General features: G+C 40.5%; 15 protein-coding genes and 1 pseudogene. 15 read left to right on the forward strand and 1 reads right to left on the reverse strand.

Translation table 11 applies throughout. The features are described 5' to 3' along the window. Positions 1-199: 199 nt before the first annotated feature. The 15 genes from LSG31_RS12325 (at position 200) to LSG31_RS12395 (ending at position 19,850) form a co-directional block, all read left to right on the forward strand. A complete protein-coding gene (locus tag LSG31_RS12325) occupies positions 200-1,168 on the forward strand; it encodes a carbohydrate ABC transporter permease (protein WP_347435406.1) in 969 nt (322 codons plus the stop codon). 7 nt (positions 1,169-1,175) lie between these two features. After that, positions 1,176-2,003: a carbohydrate ABC transporter permease gene (locus LSG31_RS12330; protein WP_347435407.1), complete on the forward strand. Its 828-nt coding sequence runs from the start codon at positions 1,176-1,178 to the stop codon at positions 2,001-2,003. Positions 2,004-2,139: 136 nt separating this feature from the next. After that, complete coding sequence (locus LSG31_RS12335) at positions 2,140-4,434, forward strand: glycoside hydrolase family 3 C-terminal domain-containing protein (RefSeq protein ID WP_347435408.1); 2,295 nt, start codon at positions 2,140-2,142, stop codon at positions 4,432-4,434. 26 nt (positions 4,435-4,460) lie between these two features. Then, on the forward strand, positions 4,461-5,210 hold the full coding sequence (locus LSG31_RS12340; RefSeq protein ID WP_347435409.1) for a sugar phosphate isomerase/epimerase family protein: 750 nt from the start codon (positions 4,461-4,463) through the stop codon (positions 5,208-5,210). Between the two features lie 58 nt (positions 5,211-5,268). Next, a complete protein-coding gene (locus tag LSG31_RS12345; RefSeq protein WP_347435410.1) occupies positions 5,269-6,342 on the forward strand; it encodes a Gfo/Idh/MocA family protein in 1,074 nt (357 codons plus the stop codon). A gap of 586 nt (positions 6,343-6,928) precedes the next feature. After that, positions 6,929-7,972 (forward strand): aldose 1-epimerase family protein, encoded by a 1,044-nt coding sequence (locus tag LSG31_RS12350; protein WP_347435411.1) that lies wholly within the window; start codon positions 6,929-6,931, stop codon positions 7,970-7,972. A gap of 3 nt (positions 7,973-7,975) precedes the next feature. Further along, positions 7,976-9,517 (forward strand): sulfatase, encoded by a 1,542-nt coding sequence (locus LSG31_RS12355; RefSeq protein ID WP_347435412.1) that lies wholly within the window; start codon positions 7,976-7,978, stop codon positions 9,515-9,517. Between the two features lie 354 nt (positions 9,518-9,871). Further along, entirely contained in the window at positions 9,872-11,245 is a 1,374-nt protein-coding gene (locus tag LSG31_RS12360) for a sugar porter family MFS transporter (protein ID WP_347435413.1), read from the forward strand. 103 nt (positions 11,246-11,348) lie between these two features. Then, the gene (locus LSG31_RS12365) at positions 11,349-12,704 is read left to right on the forward strand and encodes a sulfatase family protein (RefSeq protein WP_347435414.1); all 1,356 of its coding nucleotides are present in this window, start codon (positions 11,349-11,351) and stop codon (positions 12,702-12,704) included. Between the two features lie 130 nt (positions 12,705-12,834). Then, complete coding sequence (locus LSG31_RS12370) at positions 12,835-14,025, forward strand: IS701 family transposase (RefSeq protein WP_347435415.1); 1,191 nt, start codon at positions 12,835-12,837, stop codon at positions 14,023-14,025. Between the two features lie 482 nt (positions 14,026-14,507). Beyond that, positions 14,508-15,785: an ABC transporter substrate-binding protein gene (locus LSG31_RS12375; RefSeq protein WP_347435416.1), complete on the forward strand. Its 1,278-nt coding sequence runs from the start codon at positions 14,508-14,510 to the stop codon at positions 15,783-15,785. A 13-nt stretch (positions 15,786-15,798) separates the two neighbouring features. Further along, positions 15,799-17,295 (forward strand): sulfatase family protein, encoded by a 1,497-nt coding sequence (locus tag LSG31_RS12380; RefSeq protein WP_347435417.1) that lies wholly within the window; start codon positions 15,799-15,801, stop codon positions 17,293-17,295. Positions 17,296-17,318: 23 nt separating this feature from the next. Continuing rightward, entirely contained in the window at positions 17,319-18,203 is an 885-nt protein-coding gene (locus LSG31_RS12385; RefSeq protein ID WP_347435418.1) for a sulfatase-like hydrolase/transferase, read from the forward strand. After that, a complete protein-coding gene (locus LSG31_RS12390; RefSeq protein WP_347435419.1) occupies positions 18,200-19,690 on the forward strand; it encodes a sulfatase in 1,491 nt (496 codons plus the stop codon). The genes LSG31_RS12385 and LSG31_RS12390 overlap by 4 nt, the downstream gene beginning before the upstream one ends. A gap of 34 nt (positions 19,691-19,724) precedes the next feature. Then, the gene (locus LSG31_RS12395; protein ID WP_347439593.1) at positions 19,725-19,850 is read left to right on the forward strand and encodes a hypothetical protein; all 126 of its coding nucleotides are present in this window, start codon (positions 19,725-19,727) and stop codon (positions 19,848-19,850) included. Positions 19,851-19,883: 33 nt separating this feature from the next. Here the strand turns inward: LSG31_RS12395 and LSG31_RS23355 are convergent. Next, positions 19,884-20,003: pseudogene (locus LSG31_RS23355) on the reverse strand (hypothetical protein); the annotation flags it as partial. Positions 20,004-20,035 lie beyond the last annotated feature (32 nt).

The following is a 20,035-nucleotide window of genomic DNA, read 5'->3' on the forward strand; positions in this document are numbered from 1 at the left end:
CTCCACCCATTGCTTTCGGCAGCAATGGGTGGTAACCGATGAGACCTGCAGCTTGATACTCAGTTGCCGGTATGCTCCTCCGCAGTTCATTTGTGAAAAATGCAGGCCAACATGGATGAGTATTTTGTCAGAGCCGATAGGGCTTACAAAATGATTGAACGTAAAATGCACACAAAGTGTTCAACAGGGAGGTATCGCAGTGCAGAAACAACAAACAAATCAAGAGTTGGCAACACCTGTAGCAGCTCGGTATGCACGGACTTCTGCATCTGTGCAGAGTCAACGCAGAAATCAATGGTTGGCGCTAATGTTACTTTCCCCTGCTCTCATTCTCTTTATTATGTTTGGGATTGGGCCTATGCTAGGAGCGGCTTATCTCAGCGTATTAAAGTGGAACGGATTAGGGAGTCCCGTCTTTGTTGGTTTATCGAATTGGATCGCCTATTTTCATGATACGGAGGCGTTGAAATCCCTCTGGTTAACTATTGAAGTCATGATCTTCAGTTGGCTTATTCAAACACCAATTTCCATGATGGTCGGGCTGTATTTGGCAGGGCGGCAGCGGCATCGCAGTTGGATTGGTACGGGTTATTTCCTCCCTTTGTTGCTGTCTTCCGTCGCGATCGGCCTCCTGTGGTCGTATATCCTGAACCCGAATTTTGGGTTGGTTGACACGTTAATGACAAATCTTCACTTAAAGTTTCTGGCGTTAGACTGGTTGGGGAGTCCGCGTCTCGCATTATGGAGTCTGGTAGCAATCGTTTCCTGGCAATATATACCGTTCCATAGCCTCTTGTATCAGGCTGGGCGCAGACAAGTTTCAGAGTCGCTTTATGAAGCCGCATGTCTAGATGGCGCTAACGGTTGGCAAGAGTTCTGGTTTATCACTCTGCCGCAGCTGAAGTATACCGTCGTTACATCCACTGTTTTGATGCTCACTGGATCACTCACCTACTTCGACCTGATTTATATATTGACAAACGGCGGACCAGGCGACGCAACCAATGTGCTTGCTCTCAATATGTATGAAACGGCGTTTAATAAACAGCTCATGGGATATGGCAGTGTAATGGCTGTTGTCATTGCTGTTTTTGGCATCTTGTTATCGGTAGTAATGATTCGATTAACCGGATTTAAAAACATGGAAAGCCAGGCGGAAGGAGTATGACAAATATATGGGGCCGTCGCAGATGCTGCGTAAATTCATTGTAACCGTACTAGCCGTGTTTTGGCTGATCGTTGCTCTCTATCCGATATTATATTTGTTGTTTGAAAGTTTTCGCAGCCAGGAAACGTATTTGACAGGATTGCCTTGGTTACCGCCAAAACATCTTTATTTCGGAAACTATCAAAGCGTCCTTTCACAAGGTTTTGGAATATACTTCTTGAATAGTACCATTGTGGCTCTGGTGTCGCTTGTAATGATTATTATTTTTGGTATGATGGCGTCGTACGCGATCGTACGACTAAAGGGTTGGGTTAGTTCCAAGGTGTTTATGTTGTTTTTGGCTGGTCTTGCCATTCCCATTCAAGCAGCCATTATTCCGCTTTACCTCTTGATATTCCGCCTGGGTCTGTATGATACACTCTGGGCAATGATTTTGCCATCCGTGGCGTTTGCTTTACCTTTATCCATTTTGATTCTTGTAAATTTTTTACGTGATATTCCGAAGGAATTATATGAGGCTATGATGATGGAGGGCATTGGCACATTGGGACTCCTATGGAGGCTTGCATTCCCACTATCAAAACCGGCCCTGACTGCCGTTGGGATCTTTAATTTTGTACAGATTTGGAACAACTTTTTGTTTCCGTTAGTTCTCACCAACAACCCGAACTTACAGACCTTGCCTCTTGCATTGCAGCATTTTCAAGGTCAATATACGATGAACGTCCCAGCCATCATGGCAGCTGTCACACTGTCGGCAATACCGCTTATCATTGCATATATTTTCGGCAGAAGGCAGTTACTGGCAGGCATGACTGCAGGTTTTAGCAAATAAAGCCGATTGGATATATGTTTGAGCAGATTTTTATCCCGTTCATCCAACATAATGTTTGTAGACTTACAAATATATTTTCAACGGGAAGAGATATCTTCCGAAATCAACGACAATGATTGCACAGGAGCAGATAACTATGCACAAAGACATTCAAGACCTTATTTTGCAAATGACACTTGAAGAAAAAGCAAGTTTATGTTCAGGATTCGATTTCTGGCATACGAAACCAATTCCACGACTCGGCATTCCGCCCATTATGGTGGCAGATGGTCCCCATGGATTACGGAAACAAAAGGAAGACTCGGATCATCTGGGACTTCATGACAGTGTTCCAGCTACCTGCTTCCCTTCCGGAGCAACGGTGGCCTGTTCCTGGGACCGCACATTGATAAAAGAAATTGGAATGGCGTTGGGGGAAGAATGCCAGGCAGAGAACGTTTCAGTGTTATTGGGACCGGCTGCGAATATCAAACGCTCTCCATTATGTGGGAGAAATTTTGAATACTTTTCAGAGGATCCATACTTATCATCAGAAATGGGGGCAAGCTATATTGAAGGAGTCCAAAGTCAGGGAGTCGGGACTTCATTAAAGCATTTTGCCGCAAATAACCAGGAACACCGAAGGATGTCAATAGACGCGATTGTGGATGAACGAACGCTCCGGGAAATCTATCTTGCCAGCTTTGAAACCGCTGTTAAGCGTTCCAAACCGTGGACAGTTATGTGTGCGTATAATCGGTTGAACGGCGATTTCTGTTCTGAGAACAAATTTTTACTGACAGATATTTTAAGAGAAGAATGGGGTCATGTTGGGTTCGTCATGTCCGACTGGGGTGCTGTGAATGACCGTGTCGATGGACTCGAGGCTGGGTTGGAACTTGAAATGCCGGGTAACGGCGGATTAAGGGATTGGAACATTGTCGAGGCGGTGAGAAGTGGGAAACTTCCGGAAGAAGTGCTGGACAGAGCGGTTGAAAGGCTGTTAACTGTGATTTTCAAGGCGGTCGGCGAGAAGAAGGAAAATGCCTCATATGATCGGGAAGAACATCATCAGTTGGCACGAAAAGCGGCATGCGAGAGTATTGTGTTGCTCAGGAACGAGGACTCTGTTTTGCCGCTGAAAAAAGAAGGGACCATTGCGGTAATTGGTGAGTTTATAAAGTCACCACGATATCAAGGTGGTGGTAGCTCACACGTTCAACCTACGAGTCTGGACGATTTTTATGATGAGATTCGGAAGGTCGCAGGCGAGGGTGTACGCGTACTTTATGCAGATGGCTACTCTCTTGAGAATGACAATGTTGATGAACAACTGATTGATGAAGCAAGACAAACGGCAATTCGAGCGGATGTGGCTGTGGTATTTGCTGGATTACCGGAACGCTACGAATCGGAAGGCTACGATAGGGAGCACATTAGCATTCCGGAAAATCACCTGAGATTAATTGAAGCTGTAGCTGATGTTCAGCCCAATGTTGTGGTTGTATTAAGTAATGGCTCTCCAGTGGAAATGCCATGGCTTCATCGCGTTAAAGGGATTTTAGAAACGTATTTGGGAGGTCAAGCTTTAGGAGGAGCCATTGCAGACATCCTGTTTGGTCATGCGAATCCTTGCGGAAAACTGGCTGAAACGTTTCCCAAGCAATTGAGCCATAATCCATCCTATCTAAACTTCCCTGGAAAAGGGGACAAGGTCGAGTACAAAGAGGGATTGTTTGTTGGATATCGATATTATGACGCAAAAGACATTGAACCTCTGTTTCCATTCGGGTATGGCCTGAGCTACACCGGTTTTGAGTATAGCCGGTTATTCATAGACAAGGATGAAATCATGGATTGTGAAACGGTTACGGTCAGTGTAAACGTTAAAAACATCGGATCGGTCGTGGGAAAAGAAATTGTTCAGTTATATGTGGGAGGAACTGAAAGTAGTATTATTCGTCCAAAAAAGGAACTAAAGGGATTTGCTAAGGTAGAACTGCAGCCAGGTGAAGAAAAGACTGTGCGATTTACATTGGAGAAGCGATCTTTTGCCTATTATGACATCGATTTGAAAGATTGGCAGGTGGAGAGCGGAGATTATGATATATGTATTGGCAAATCGTCCAGGGAGATCGTCCTTACAACACGTATTCGTGTTCAATCAAGCGCATCGCCTAAACAGATAATTACTCCCAATTCGCTTATCGGCGATCTTATGGCAGATCCTGATGCAGCGCCTATTGTTCAACAACTGCTCCACGATTACAATGAGAAGTCCGGCCTAATGGAATCGTTGAAAGATAATCCGGAAATGGCGATGGCCATGATGAAATATATGCCTTTGCGGGGATTGACAGCATTCGGGCAAGGACGATTCACTGATGAGATGATAGCCAGGGCGATTGAGCAGCTAATGGAAACCATGTCTAAACGCTATGTGAAGAACTAAAAACCAAACATAAAGGAGTTTGTACCATGCCGAAGTTAGGACTTCAATTGTACACGTTGAGAGACTTGTTAAAAGAAGATTTTATAGGAACATTACGCAAGGTGTCCAAGATAGGGTATGAAGGTGTTGAATTTGCCGGATACGGGGATATGTCGATACGGGAACTCCGTCGTGCAGTCGATGATCTTGGCTTGACACCTGTCTCAAATCATGTTCCATTAGCGCACCTGGAAACCAAACTGGACATTGTAATCGAAGAAGCAAAAGAACTCGGAATCAGTTATATCGTCTGTCCGTTTATTGCTGAGGATCGCAGAAAAGACGCGAATGACTACCGCAAGTTAGCAGCACTTTTCAATCAGGTAGGAGAGAAGTTGGCTCAGGAAGGTTTGAAATTTGCGTATCACAATCATGCATTTGAGTTTGTAAAATTCAATGAACAATACGCACTTGACGCACTGTATCAGTGGACCGATTTACAGTTCGTCCAAGCGGAACTTGATGTCTACTGGATTGAATATGCCGGTGAAAGTGCTGTTGAATATATAAAAAAATATGCCAATCGTACTGAATTGTTGCATGTCAAAGATATGACCAATGACGATGAACGATTTTTTGCAGAAGTTGGCAGCGGTTGTTTGAATATTCCAGGGATTTTGGAAACAGCCCAAGCATCCAACATACTGTGGTACCTTGTGGAACAAGATGTTTCAAGACGCAATCCGCTTGAGAGTGTTGAAATGAGTTATCGATATCTGTCTGGTATTGAGAAATAAGTTGATTCAATAAACCAATTTAGATTTTATAAACTTTATCAGAATTGAGGATATAAAAATGAGTAACGATAGTGAAATTCGAATTGGTTTAATAGGGGCAGGAAATATTGGCAAGGTTCATTTAGAAGTATTTGAACAGGTTAAAGGGGCGTCGATTGTTGCAATTCATGACGCATTCCTTCCTCTTGCAGAGCAAAGAGCACAGCAGTATGGTATCCAAAACGTACACGACAGAGTAGAGAACCTCATCCATGATGATAGGTTAGATGCGGTAATTATTGGTGTTCCAAATACATTTCATGCCCCGTTGGCAATACAAGCTTTGGAAGCTAGTAAGCATGTGTTGTTGGAAAAACCGATGGCCTTAAATTCTGCAGCAGCAAAGGACATTGTTCGGGCTGAACGCGCTTCGGGAAAAATTGCGATGATTGCACATCAAATGCGCTGGCAATGGAATACGATACAATTGAAAGAACAAATTGAAAAAGGCGCATTAGGCAGCATTTACGGCGCGAAAACGGGATGGTTGCGGCGTAAAGGGATTCCGGGATGGGGAACCTGGTTTACCCGAAACAGTGAATCCGGCGGAGGACCTTTGATTGATCTCGGTGTACATATGTTGGACTTGGCACTATATTTAATGGGAAATCCCAAACCCATTTCTGTATCCGGTTCTACTTTTGCAGAATTTGGTCCCAGGAAAAAAGGGATTGGCACTTGGGGGAAACCGGATTGGAATGGGTATTTTGATGTTGAAGATCTGGCAATGGCTTTCATTAAAATGGATGATGGAAGCACTTTATCACTGGATGTCAGCTGGGCAGTTCATATGGATACGGACAATCAACCATTTGTCCATCTCATGGGTTCTGAAGGGGGAGCTTCCATTGTTGGAAACTCCGCCAAGCTACTCACCGAGATCTTTGACAGGGCCGTAGATGTTCCACTCAATCAACCAGCAGATGATGAGGGTGATAGAGTGCGGTTGAGCCGCCATTTTATCGAGTGCATACGCGAATGTAAAACTCCCATTTCATCTGTACTGACAGGACTTGCCAACAATCTGATCATAGATGCCATTTTCGAGTCATCTCGAAGTGGTAAGGAAGTAGTATTGGATTGGAACATCTGAGAGAATTTAGGGAATCGAACTTGTGACTGCTGGGTTAAAAAAGACCTACCTTCTTAGAAACATCTCATCTATAATCTTCACAAGGAGTCGAAAGACAGAACAATTTCAACAACTTTTCAGATAATTGAGCGTATTGTACCGACAATACGCTCTTTTTAAAACTGATTTTTTCGGCATACGGACATTATGTGCAACAAAAATGATTGGTTTTCGGAAAATGAAGAGGTGAAATTTGGAATATATTATGTCGAATGAGATAGATGACATTTTTAAACATACTGTTGATTATTAACCTTGAATTACAAAAAAGAATATCATTTAAAATCAAAGATTGTAATTTTGGGGTCGGGTGATAATTTTTATTGACAATTTTCTCATGTTAGTTAATAATAATTACTAACATTATTTGTTTGGAAGTAAATGAGAATAAAGGGATTTAAAAACTTTATTTCAACCGAACGTTCTAATTTTAGAAATGGGTCATGGCTAATCGATTCCAAAATAAAATGAAATTCATGTAAACGGATACATTTTGGTCAAGTTACTAGAAGAAGATACATAATGCAGGCAAAGAGGTGGTCGTCGAATGAATTCAATTTATGGAATTGACAATAAACAAGATTTGATAGAAAGAGTGGGAGACATTCGACAAGTTGCGAGATTCCAGCGGATGGAGTTGTTAGACGGGAAAGGAAAAGGAAACGAAATTATTCAGGTTCAGAATGGAACGGGTTTGAGCTTTCAAATTTCAGTCAGTCGAGCTTTTGATATCGGATTATGCGAATTATATGGAATTCCAATAAGTTGGATGTCACATACTGGACCAGTTTCTCCATTCTTTTATGACAAAGAGATGACCGAATGGAATCGTAGCTTCGAAGGAGGATTATTCGCGACATGTGGACTGACGTACATGGGAAAACCATGTGTTGATCAAGGTCAACAATTGGGGCAACATGGCCGGATTTCGTCTACGCCTTCCGAACTTCTGCAAGCAGAAGGACGTTGGACAGAGGAAAAGTATGAACTGATTTTTCGAGGGAAAGTGCGGGAAAGCAAGGCTCTTGAAGAATGTGTGACTCTGGAGAGGACCATAACTACTTGTTTAGGAGAAAACCGAATAATCATCTCGGACTGGATCACAAATGAGACTTTTATGCCGGTTGAGCACATGGTAATGTACCATTTCAACTTTGGTTATCCGTTGGTTAGTGAATTTTGTCAGATACAAATCCCAGATAGCAAGAAAAGATGGATTATTGGCGATGGTCCGACGATAGATTCCCATCGGTATGGGAAACCTTCCAATAATGCAAACCCTTGTGTTATGGTCCATGAAGAAGTGGAAGCGGCTGATGGTCTCATCAAAGTGGGGATAAACAATGATATTTTTCATAATGGGGTGAAAAAGCGGCTGGGAGTTACGATAAGTTATTCGAAGGACGCTTGTCCTTGTCTCACCCAATGGAAACACCAGAGAAAAGGCATATATGTTATGGGAATTGAGCCGGGAAATGTGACAACTGAAGGGCGGGGTAAACATCGTGAGAGAGGGACCTTGCCCTTTTTACAGCCTGGTGAAAGCAAACAGTACCAATTTGTTTTGGATTTTCAATTAAAGGAGGACTAGAACATGAATGTCATTTGTATATTGATGGATACATTGCGACGTGATCATCTTGGCTGCTATGGAAATCAGTGGATCGAGACCCCAAATATTGATCGATTCGCCCGGAATGGGGCTTTATTTGAAAATGCATATATCGGCTCTTACCCATGCATGCCAGCTAGGCAAGATTTATGGACAGGTCGCTTGAACTTTCTTTGGAGGGGGTGGTCTCCTTTGGAATATGATCAGGAAGATCTGATTTCTTTGCTGTCATGGGAAGATAAGACCACCATGTTAATTACTGATCATTACCATCTTTGGCAATATGGCTCTGGCAATTATCATTTTAGTTTCAATGGAATGGAAATTATTCGTGGGCAGGAATTGGATAATTGGATTACCAATCCTGAAATCGAGATCAAGTATCCAGCTTCACCAGATAAGTTAAATCGCAAATGGGATCGTTATTTCCGTAATACCGCCCATTTTGAAAAAGAAGAGGATTATTTTGCCGCACAGGTGTTTCAAAAAAGTATGGACTGGGTTGAACAAAACAAAAATCTTAAAGATTTCTTCTTGATGATAGATTGCTTTGATCCACATGAACCGTTTGATCCTCCGGTGGGGTACGCAGAAAGATACAATCCCGGGTATGAAGGTGAATCTGTTGTATGGCCAAGATATGGGGATGCTGACTGCTTGACTCCTGAAGAACTAAAACAAGTACATGCATTGTATTGTGGCGAGGTTACTTTTGTAGATAAATGGTTTGGAAAATTTTATGATAAATTGGAAGGCTTAGGGCTATTGGAAAACACAATGGTCATAGTAACTAGCGATCACGGTTTCCTGTTTGGTGAGCACAATTGGTTAGGCAAGCACGCGCGAATCTTATACCAGGATATTGCTCGTACTCCCTTGCTGATTCATAGTCCGCAAATAAAGTCAGGAACTGTCTATCATGAACTGGTTCAAATGGCAGATTTGACTCCAACGATCCTTCAAATTATGGGTTTAAACATTCCAGATTCTATGCATGGAAAGAGTATTGTTCCCCTATGGGAAGAAAACTTACAAAATGATCAAGATATTCGTTCCCGCAATTCCATTTTATTTGGTGTATTTGGAGGGCCCGTTTATTGCACTGACGGTGAATGGCTTTTAGTGAAAAAACCAATACCAGGGAATTTCCCTCTATATTGGTACACTCGATCACATTATAACAATTGGGATTTTGGCCAACAGAATTTACCTAAAGACAGTAAGGAGAGATTGGATCAGTGGGATGGGCAACGTTTTCCGACTCAATACCCAAACGCTCATCCTGGGCATGCGGCCCCAAGATTGGTTCGCGAACCGCAGGAATTCACTGCCGATGTACCCCATCCTACAGATGAACTTTATAACATCATTGAAGATCACGGACAGCAAAAAGATTTATCGAACGAAAGAATGGATGTCGTAAAACATCTGATTGAATGTATAGATGTTGGGCTAACTCAATTAAATGCACCTCAAGAACAGTGGGAACGTCTTGGACTGAAGGTGACTGTCCGTGAAAATTAGAATGTGTGTAACTAACATTGATTTATATGGAAGTATTGTAGAAAACGGAATAGAACAAATGTTCGAAAAAGAGGGAAAATGCGTATTTACTGTAACACATGATGGAACTCAGCAAGCTGATTGTGAATTGGAGGAGGTTCATTGCCTTGGATTTTGTTATTGGTGTCAACAGGGTCCAATGGCGATTGTAAATGACCAGTTACTGACTAAACCCTAATTGGCCACGTACAGCATCTAAATATTTTCTTTGAGGAGGTGATTTTACTTATTTTACAAATATTTCCTAAGTTGTTGATTGGGAACACAAAACTGTTATTTTTATACTTTTTATGATGATGAAGGAGGTTGAGTTGTATGTTTCAGGTAAGTGCTATAAATACGAAAAAGAAGAATAATCTGCTGATTTATTTGTTTGGTGCACTGGCAGACTTACTTTTCGGATATGATGTGGGAGTCATTGGTGTTGCCTTATTGTTTATTAAACACGATATGCAGCTTACTCCAATTTTACAAGGCTTAGTTGTCAGTTCTTTATTGATAGGAGCAATGATTGGAGTAGCGAGTTGCGGAGTGCTTTCCGATCGTTTTGGCAGGCGTCGCATCATACTACTGACCGGATTTATTTTCTCCTTTGGTGCAATAGGTACAGCGCTTAGTCCAAGTGTGGTTGTGCTGATTTTATTCCGGTTTATAATGGGACTTGGTGTAGGGGCTGCTTCTGTCGTGGTTACGGTTTATCTCGCCGAGATGGCACCTTCAGAGAAACGAGGTGCGCTTACCTCTCTAAACCAGTTTATGGTTGTAGTAGGAATATTGGTTGCCTACTTAGTCGATTATGGATTGGCTCCATTTGGCGCATGGCGCTTGATGTTAGGGATAGGTTTGATCCCCTCAGTTATTCTGTTGATCGGCATGTATTTTCAACCCGAAACTCCGCGGTGGCTCATGAAAAAGGGAATGGAAAAGGAAGCGCGTGAAGTACTAGGCAGATTCCTGGAAGATTCAAGTATTGAGAAAGAAATAGAAGAAATTAAACTTATACAAAAGACAGGGACGGAGAAAGTTGGTGTTGGGGAATTATTTGTTCCTTGGCTTCGCAGAATTCTCATCGTGGCGGTTGGAATAGCTGTCTTTCCACAAATTATGGGTATTAACAGTATAATCTACTATGCGCCTACAATCCTGACTAAAGTTGGATTTGGTAAAATGGCGGCAATCTTGGCTAATGTCGGCATTGGTACTATTAATGTATTGGTTACTCTGGTGGCTATACGGCTCATCGATCGGATCGGGCGGAAGAAGCTCTTGCTGCTTGGAACTACTGGAATGGCCTTGAGTATGTTTATTGTTTCATTTGCATTCTTTAATGCTAGGATTGCTGGTGGTGCTACAAGCTGGATTATTCTACTATTTATGACCACATACGTAGCTTCTTTTGGAGTCAGTTGGGGGACGGTTGTCCGGGTTTTAATTTCAGAAATATTACCATTAAGGATTCGGGGTTCCGTAATGGGGTATGTACTGGTATTTAATTGGGGTTTTAACTTTTTAATAGGTATGTTTTTCCCGATCTTTCTAAATGCTTTAGGATTAGGCAAAGTATTTATTGTATTCGGGGTGATTGGAATAGGAGCATTTTTCTTTGTCCGTAAATTGGTACCTGAGACGAAACAACGAAGCCTTGAAGAGATCGAGGTTGAATTTCGTGGTTCATCCTTAACTGTATAAGTAATGTGTATCGAATGGATGACCAGAAACTTGGATCGCCTTTTGAATTTGAAAGGGACTTTTAATTCCGAGAGTTTGTGTCATGATAAGTGAGGTGGAGAAAATGATAAAATCAAAGTCGGAAAAACCAAATGTCATTATTTTTTTTACAGATCAACAACGTTGGGATACAACTGGCGTGCATGGTAATCCGCTTGATTTAACAACAAACTTTGATAGAATGGCTACTTTCGGAACCCACATTTATCATTCATTTACCTGTCAGCCTGTTTGTGGTCCAGCGAGATCATGCTTACAAACTGGTTTATATGCAACAAAGACGGGGTGTTTTCGAAATAGTATTCCACTACCAGCGAATACGAAAACGATTGCAAATTATTTCAAAGAGGTCGGTTATAAAACAGGATATATTGGGAAATGGCACCTTTCGGATGAAGATCCGGTCCCAAAATCAAAACGTTTTGGATATGATTACTGGTTAGCAGCAAATATTCTGGAATTTGTTTCTGAACCATATGACACCATTCTCTATAACAATGATAATGAAGAAGTCCACTTACCAGGATATCGGGTTGATGCACTAACGGATGCTGCAATTCGATATATGGATAAGAATAGGGACAACCCTTTTTTCTTGTTTTTATCTTTTCTAGAACCCCATCACCAAAATCACATTGACGACTACCCTGCACCAGAAGGTTATCGAGAAAAATTTTCTGGAAAATGGCTTCCTCCGGATTTATCTGCATTAGGTGGGAGTACCCATCAACATATTGGTGGATATTATGGAATGGTAAAACGGCTGGATGAAGCATTGGGTAGAATATTAGATGCATTAAAAAGCCTGCATTTAACAGAAAACACAATTGTTTTATTTACTTCCGATCATGGTTGTCATTTCAAAACTCGTAATGATGAATATAAACGTTCCGGTCATGAAAGCTCGATTCGTGTACCAACTGCTATCACCGGACCAGGATTTATTGGTGGAAGGAAAATTATGGAGTTAGTTAGTTTGATAGATCTTCCCCCAACACTTTTAGATGCTGCTGGAATTCCTATTCCAGCAGATATGCAAGGACGTTCACTTATGCCCCTGATCAGAAATGAAGTGAATGATTGGCATACTGATGTGTTTGTGCAAATTAGTGAAAGCCAAGTTGGGCGTGCAATAAGAACAAGAAAATGGAAATATGGAATCGTCACACCGAATAAGGATGGGAATATATACGACTCTTCTGATACGTATATCGAATCTTATTTATATGATTTAGAATCTGATCCATATGAATTAAGAAATCTCGTTGGGTTTGCATCTCATAGTGAAGTTGCAAAAATTATGCGGGAGCGGCTATTGAAAAGGATGACAGAAGCTGGAGAGGAAGCTCCAGTTATCCAATTATTACCTCCTATTCCATCGGGACAGAGAAGGGTTTCAAAAGAAGAAGTAATGTTATAAACCACTTATTAAACTATAAATGAGCAAATTCGCTTCCATTTCTTTACCAATTAAAAACAATAGAGACATTTGTCCTCTCCTGTGGTATAGATTAAGTTACCACACAAAACCATACCTGGAGGATTCACAAATGTCTCATAATACTACCATACCAAACCACGAAGCAATAATCAATTTCTTAAAAAGCCGTAGGCTATCCTTATATGTTTCAAAGCCTGCCTTGCGGCATATTCAAGAATTTTTTATTGCAGCTACCGCTAAAGGGTATCGTGGTAAAGTGGTAGATATAGCGGAATGGAGTTCATGTCATCGAACATCCATTGGACACTTTCTCTCGGATGGTGTTTGGGACGAATCGTATATCCAAAGACTTGTAAAACAAGAATCGCTTTCATTTGTTTTGTCTCATGCCAAACAAACAGAACAGCCTATTTTTGTGATTCATGATGATACGGTTAGTGAGAAGACAAAGCCTTCGTCACAGGCAAAACACCCAATCGAACAAACAGACTACCATCATTCCCACTTAAAAGGAAAAACCGTTTGGGGTCATCAAGTTCAGGCTACGATTGTTCAATGTGGAGAACATTCTCTCATTCATGATATTCACCGTTATGATAAATCGAGCCAAAGCAAAATTGATGACGCTTGTGATTTGGCCAAAACCATGCCGATTCCACCTTATTCTGGATATGCATTGGTCGATTCATGGTATACATGCCCAAAACTTATGAATACTTATGCAGAGCGAGGATACCATCTGATTGGTGCACTCAAAACAAACCGTATTCTCTATCCCAAAGGGATTCGAGTTTCACTTAGTACCTTCGCATCGTATGTGACCAAACAGGACGTTTGCCTCGTGACCGTAAACGGATCAACCTATTGGGTGTATCGATATGAAGGAGCTTTAAATGGCATTGAGAATGCGGTGGTACTCCTTTGCTGGCCATTGGATGCGTTTCAAAATTCGAAAGTATTACATGCTTTTCTGTGTACAGATGTATCCTTAGAGACACAAACCATCCTTGATTATTATAGTCGCCGTTGGCCGATCGAGATTTTCTTTCGGCAAACTAAACAAAATCTAGGTTTTGATGGATATCAAGTTCGTTCCATTCGTGCAATAGAACGACTTTGGATACTACTTTCGCTGACACATTTATATTGCACCATCGGTTTAGGTCAGCCTTCAAAATTTGGAGATGGACTTATAATGGTACGAAAGCAAGTAAAAGTGGACTACGTCCAATGGATTTATGAATCTGCAAAGAATCAAGTACCTATTGAAGCTGTTTTGCAACAATTAAAGCTGGCCTAGAGGCAGTCTATACTTTTTTGTTGTATAAATTTGTAAGTATTTTTGCTCATTTATAGTTATTAAATATAAGTTGGATATGAAATTGCTCTTCATTACAAATATTCAATCAAGTCATCATCTCAGCAGCTGTTCAACTAAAATTGTTGGAAAATTCAATAAAAATTTCACTTGACATATGCTGATTATTAAATAATAATTGTGTTAATTAGTTTACATTACTAATCGGTTTGGTATTAGACTGGCACAAGGTTAAAGTGTAATCAGCAAATATAAATAATATTATTTGATTGTGTTTCTACATAAATGTAAGCGCTTTATTTTGGATTCCGTACAATATTAGACACCATCTTTTTTATCTTCTTTAAACATCAATTCCATATTTAGTAAACACAAAGTAATTAAATAGATAATTAATTCAATGTATTAATTTTTATAAATGATTTAAAAAGTGCATTATTGTTTGAATAGTGGGAGGGATGATAGTGAATAAAAAACAGAAATCTATCATTATAGGATCTTTCTTATCCGGTACACTTGTTTTAACGGCATGTGGATCCCATGTTAGTTCGAATAGTGCAAACACATCTAAGGTAAAAAATGTAACATTTTGGTACTCGGTTCCGGGAGCAAGTAATGACGTAATAAAAAATTTGGTTCAAAAATTTAATGATAGTCACCCAAATATACACATAATTGCAACAAACAATCCACAAAATGAGCGAATCCAGAAACTTACTGCCGCATTAGGAGCCGGAAACCCGCCAGACATTTATACTGCCGGATCTCCTGATTTAGCGATGTTACTGGGATCTAGAAAAGTTTCATCTATTAGTGACCTCACAAATGGCAGAATAAATCCCGATAAATTTTATGCTGCGCCTCGATCTGTTTCTGTAGAAGATAGCAAACTTTTTGCTATGCCGGCAAGTGTGGGTGATGTTGCGTTGTATTATAATCAAGATCTTTTTAAAAAATACGGAATTTCCACACCACCCAAAAATTGGGGTGAAATGATTCGGGACGCCATGAGACTTACTGATCCATCGCAAGGAAGATATGGTTTTGTCATACCAACAACACCCGATGATTACACTGCACAACTTTGGACCTGTTATCTGTGGGAAAATGGAGGAGAATTATTTACGGCAGATAATAAAAAAGTTGCATTCAATTCAAAAGAAGGTGTTGAAGCATTACAGTTGTGGGTGGATCTAATTTATAAATATAAAGTTGCACCTCTTAGGACCTTAGATCAAAACTCAGCAATGCAGACTTTTGCAACCGGTCAATATGGAATGATTCCAGCCATGCCGATATTTGTTCAAGCTGCAACGAAATTCCCATTTCATGTTGCAACAGCAGTTTTACCAAAAGAAAAAATTCAAGCTACATCACTTGGGGGATGGTATATCACAATCCCGAAAATGAGCAAACATCAAAAAGAGGCTGCAACATTTTTAGAGTGGTTAAATCGCCCTGAAAATGGCGTGCAGTGGAATATTGGTATGGGAAGTCTGCCTGTAGGACCCGAATCAACAAATTCATCTATTTATAAGGACTATTTAAAAAAGACTCCTTTAGTTCAAGCATTTGTCGATCAATTGGATGTAGCGAAGGCACCGCCAAACTTGCCGCAGTACTCTCAGATTTCTAAATTATTGGCAGTGGCTATCAATAATGCGTTGTATAAAAAACAGACACCTCAAGAAGCACTTGATGAAGCGGCAAATAAAGCGAACCAACTTCTCAAAGGCAATTAATGGAGGTGTAACCATGTCGAAGAGTGGCCCGAACATTCTGTTTATAACAGCCGATCAACTAAGAGCTGATTGTCTACGGTGCTATGGAAATCAGATCATACAGACTCCAAATATCGACTTGATTGCACAAAATGGTGTACAATTTGAATCTGCCTATGTAGCAAATCCGCTATGTGCCCCTTCACGTTCATCAATATTAACTGGGAGATATCCAAGCAGGCATCGTGTATGGTGCAACGGTGTCCCATTATCAGATCATGAAATAACTCTTACCTCTATATTGTCAAAAAATGGTTATCATACAGCGGTGATCGGTAAAATGCATTTTACACCGGCACAAGCACCCGAACCAGAGCCTTCCTTTTACGATTCATTTAAGAATTGGGAGATTCAGAATTTACGAAATTGGCACGGGCCTTATTATGGATTTGAAGAGGTTTGGATGTCTCTGGGTCATAATTCGCCACGCGGACATTATAGATATTGGTTAGAAGATAATGCTCCAGATGTAATTGATTTATTTGGGCCTGAACATGCTCTAAAGCCTCCTACTGAAGCAATGCAATCTTGGAAATCAGCAGTACCTGCCGATTATCATGTTTCTACATGGATAGGAAATACTGCGATTGACTTCCTTAAAAGAGCATCAGAAAATAGCAAACCTTTTTTTGCTTGGATTTCATTTACCGATCCACACCATCCTTTTGCTCCACCGGTACCATTTAACCATATGTACGATCCAAATCAAGTAAAGACACCGTTGAAAAAGAAAGATGAACTTTTAGATAAGCCACCGCATTTCTATGAAAATTACAGTAAAGGCACAAGGACGGAGGGAACCAGAGAGTGTGATGTCCCTGCTAATGTAGGTGAGCAGCATGTTAGAGAAATTATTGCACATACCTACGGTATGATAAGCCTCGTGGATCAAAATATTGGCCGTATTTTGGAAACACTTGATGAGCTGTGTCTACGGGAAAATACAGTTGTAATTTTTGCCAGTGATCATGGAGATTTGCTAGGAGATCATGGCCTGTTTTTTAAAGGGCCATTTCTGTATGAGGGATTGGTACGTGTTCCATTTATTTGGTCGTTTCCAAAAGAATTTAATGTCGGTGTAGGAACCAAGTCATTAGTAAGCCTTGTTGATTTTGCTCCAACTATTCTAGATATTGCCGGGATTTCAATACCACCGTCGATGCAGGGAAAATCACTTGTTACAATTCTCAATGGGAGACAGGACAAGGTCAATGATTCCATTTTAATTGAATATCAATCCGGATATAGTCCCGATTTGAATTTGAGATCCATTCGTACACCAAAATGGAAGTTGACCTATTATGCGGGGGCAAATGGAGAATTGTATGATTTAGAAAATGACCCCGGTGAGTTTATAAACCTATACCAGTTGCCGGCTTATGACTCTATACGCAATGAATTGATTAAGCTATTACTAGATAAAATGCTCCAGATTGAAGATAGAACGCCAATAAGGTTGTCACATGCATAATGTGTTTGGGGGAAAATCAGATCATGGACAGGAGACCTAACATTTTATTAATAACAACTGATCAACAACGGGCAGATACTTTAGGCTGTTACGGAAATTCAAGTGTTCAAACACATAACTTGGATCAGTTAGCTAAAGAGGGAATCAAATTTAATAGAGCTTATGTAAATAATCCAGTGTGTACACCTTCGAGATCTAGTATGATGACAGGCCGATATCCACGTTCACATGGTGTAACAATAAACGGAATTCCATTGCCGCAGCAAGAAAGAACATTGGCACACTTATTAAGCGACATCGGCTATAGAACCGCAGTTTTAGGAAAAGTACATTTGGGACCAACTAGTGCCGATGATGAAAATTCTTTTATTGAATCGAAAAAAATGAATGACTGTGGGAAAGATTTTTTTCGAAAATGGAACGGCCCTTATTATGGATTTGACTTTGTTCAGTTATCGATAGGACATAGTACACGGGGCAACAAAGGGCACTATCGACTTTGGCTGGAAGATAAATATCCAGATACTCTTATACACTTTGAAGAACCCGATTCCTATTCTTTGCATGAATCCAGCGGAGCACCATTTGGTTCTTTAAAATGGGGGCTGCCTGTTGAAGCACATAGTTCAACTTGGACGACTGATGTTGTATGTGAATATTTGGAGAATCATAAAAAGGAGAACGGGGATAATGTTCCGTTTTTTACCTGGGTAAGTTTCCAGGATCCACACCCTCCGTTTGCTTGCCCTGCACCGTACTGTTATCAGGTCAATGAAGAGGAAATTCAGTTACCGATTGAAACTCCGTCAGATTGGTGTAAGTTGCCTCCACATTTTGAAGCAAAATATAAAGGGCAATTAGATAAATTACCTTGGATATATGAAATTGGATGGAGTGTAAAAGTATGAATGTAATCATAATTTTAATGGATACTCTTCGTCGAGATCACCTTGGGATTTATGGCAACCGAAAAATCAAAACACCATCAATCGATAATTTCGCGCAACGAAGTACAATATTTGATCAATCTTACTTAGGATCTTATCCTTGTATGCCAGCAAGACAGGATTTATGGACAGGTCGTTGTAATTTTCCGTGGCGGGGCTGGTCGCCTCTTGAATATGATTCTAAAGATATTGTTGCTGCCGTACGCGAACAGGGTTATGTAACCCAATTAATAACGGATCATTATCATTTGTGGCATTGGGGTTCGGGAAATTATCACATGAATTTTAATGGAGTTGAGTTTATCCGAGGACAGGAGTCAGACAGTTGGAATACCGATGCAACAATTCAGATACCGTGGCCAACAGACAAATCAAAGATAATGCCAATATTCGATATATATTATCGCAATACTTTTCACTTCAAAGAAGAAAACGATTACTTTTCTCCGCGAGTGTTTCAGAGTTGCATCAACTGGATTGAAAAGAACCATACTCATGAAAAATTCTTTTTAATGGTTGACAGTTTTGACCCGCATGAACCTTGGGACACTCCGGAAGAATATTGGAGGATGTACGATCCTGACTACTCAGGCGAATCATACATTTGGCCACCATATGGATCGGCAGACCGTTATACTGCAGCCGAGTTGAAAAATATTCATGCACGTTACTGTGGTGAAATCACACTTGCAGATAAGTGGTTTGGAAAATTCATAGATAAGCTAGATGAGTTAGGGCTGTTTGATAATACTATGATCGTTTTGACAACAGATCACGGATTTCTATTTGGGGAGCATAATTACCTTGGGAAACATGCGCCGACTTTGTTTGAACCAATATCTCATACACCACTTATCATATATCATCCACATCAAAGAGGTGCTGGCAGACGAGTTGGCTCCTTTGCACAATTGTATGATTTGTATCCAACGATTCTTGAAGCTATAGGTGCAAATATCAATCCAATGGAAATACATGGACATAGCTTATTGCCGGTTATTTCGGAAACGGATATAGATACGAATGCAAGAGAAGCAATCTGTTTTGGAAGCTTTGGCGGAGCAATTCACTTGACTGATGGTGAATGGACATACGTACGCAGTGTAACAGGAACCGCGCCATTGTATTGGCATACCCAAGCACACTATGCAGCAAACTATTGGCCTCGTGAGATTAAAAGCAATCGTATGATTAACCTTGAACAGACTAAACGGAATTTGGCACAGTGGAGTCATGGAAGTTATCTCTATAGCGGTAAAGCCGGGGGAGAAACAATTAACATTAATGAAGAGTTGTATCAAGTGTCAATGGATCCCTGCCAAATACAAAATGTTGCTTCACTTTATCCTAACCAATGTAGAATTTTAAGTTCCAAAATGAAGGAGTTTCTTAATAATATTAAAGCACCGGAGTCTTATCTGCAATGGTTGGCGCTTGATATGATATGAGCCACGACATTCTAGCTTTTTTGGGGGAAACTTTATGAGAATAGGGAATAATGAGCAGATAAAAAGCTGCCCAAAAGTGATCGAATATTGTATTAATAACTTGCATCCGGAAATTTCCGATAAACATTTGACGATTGAACCGGTAACAAAATTCATGTAAGTGGGCTTGCAAATGACGGCTATCCAATCCATAAAACGTTCCGACAATAAAGGCTTTGACATTTGACATGATCGTATGCATCCACTTTGAGTGTTTCGGATTCTTCTTTGCATCAAACTTTAAAGAATCAACTATATATCCGTGTTCACTCATACGAGAGTTCTAATTCTACACAACCACCCTTT

This window comes from Fodinisporobacter ferrooxydans (genome assembly GCF_022818495.1).
GTDB lineage: Bacteria > Bacillota > Bacilli > Tumebacillales > MYW30-H2 > Fodinisporobacter > Fodinisporobacter ferrooxydans.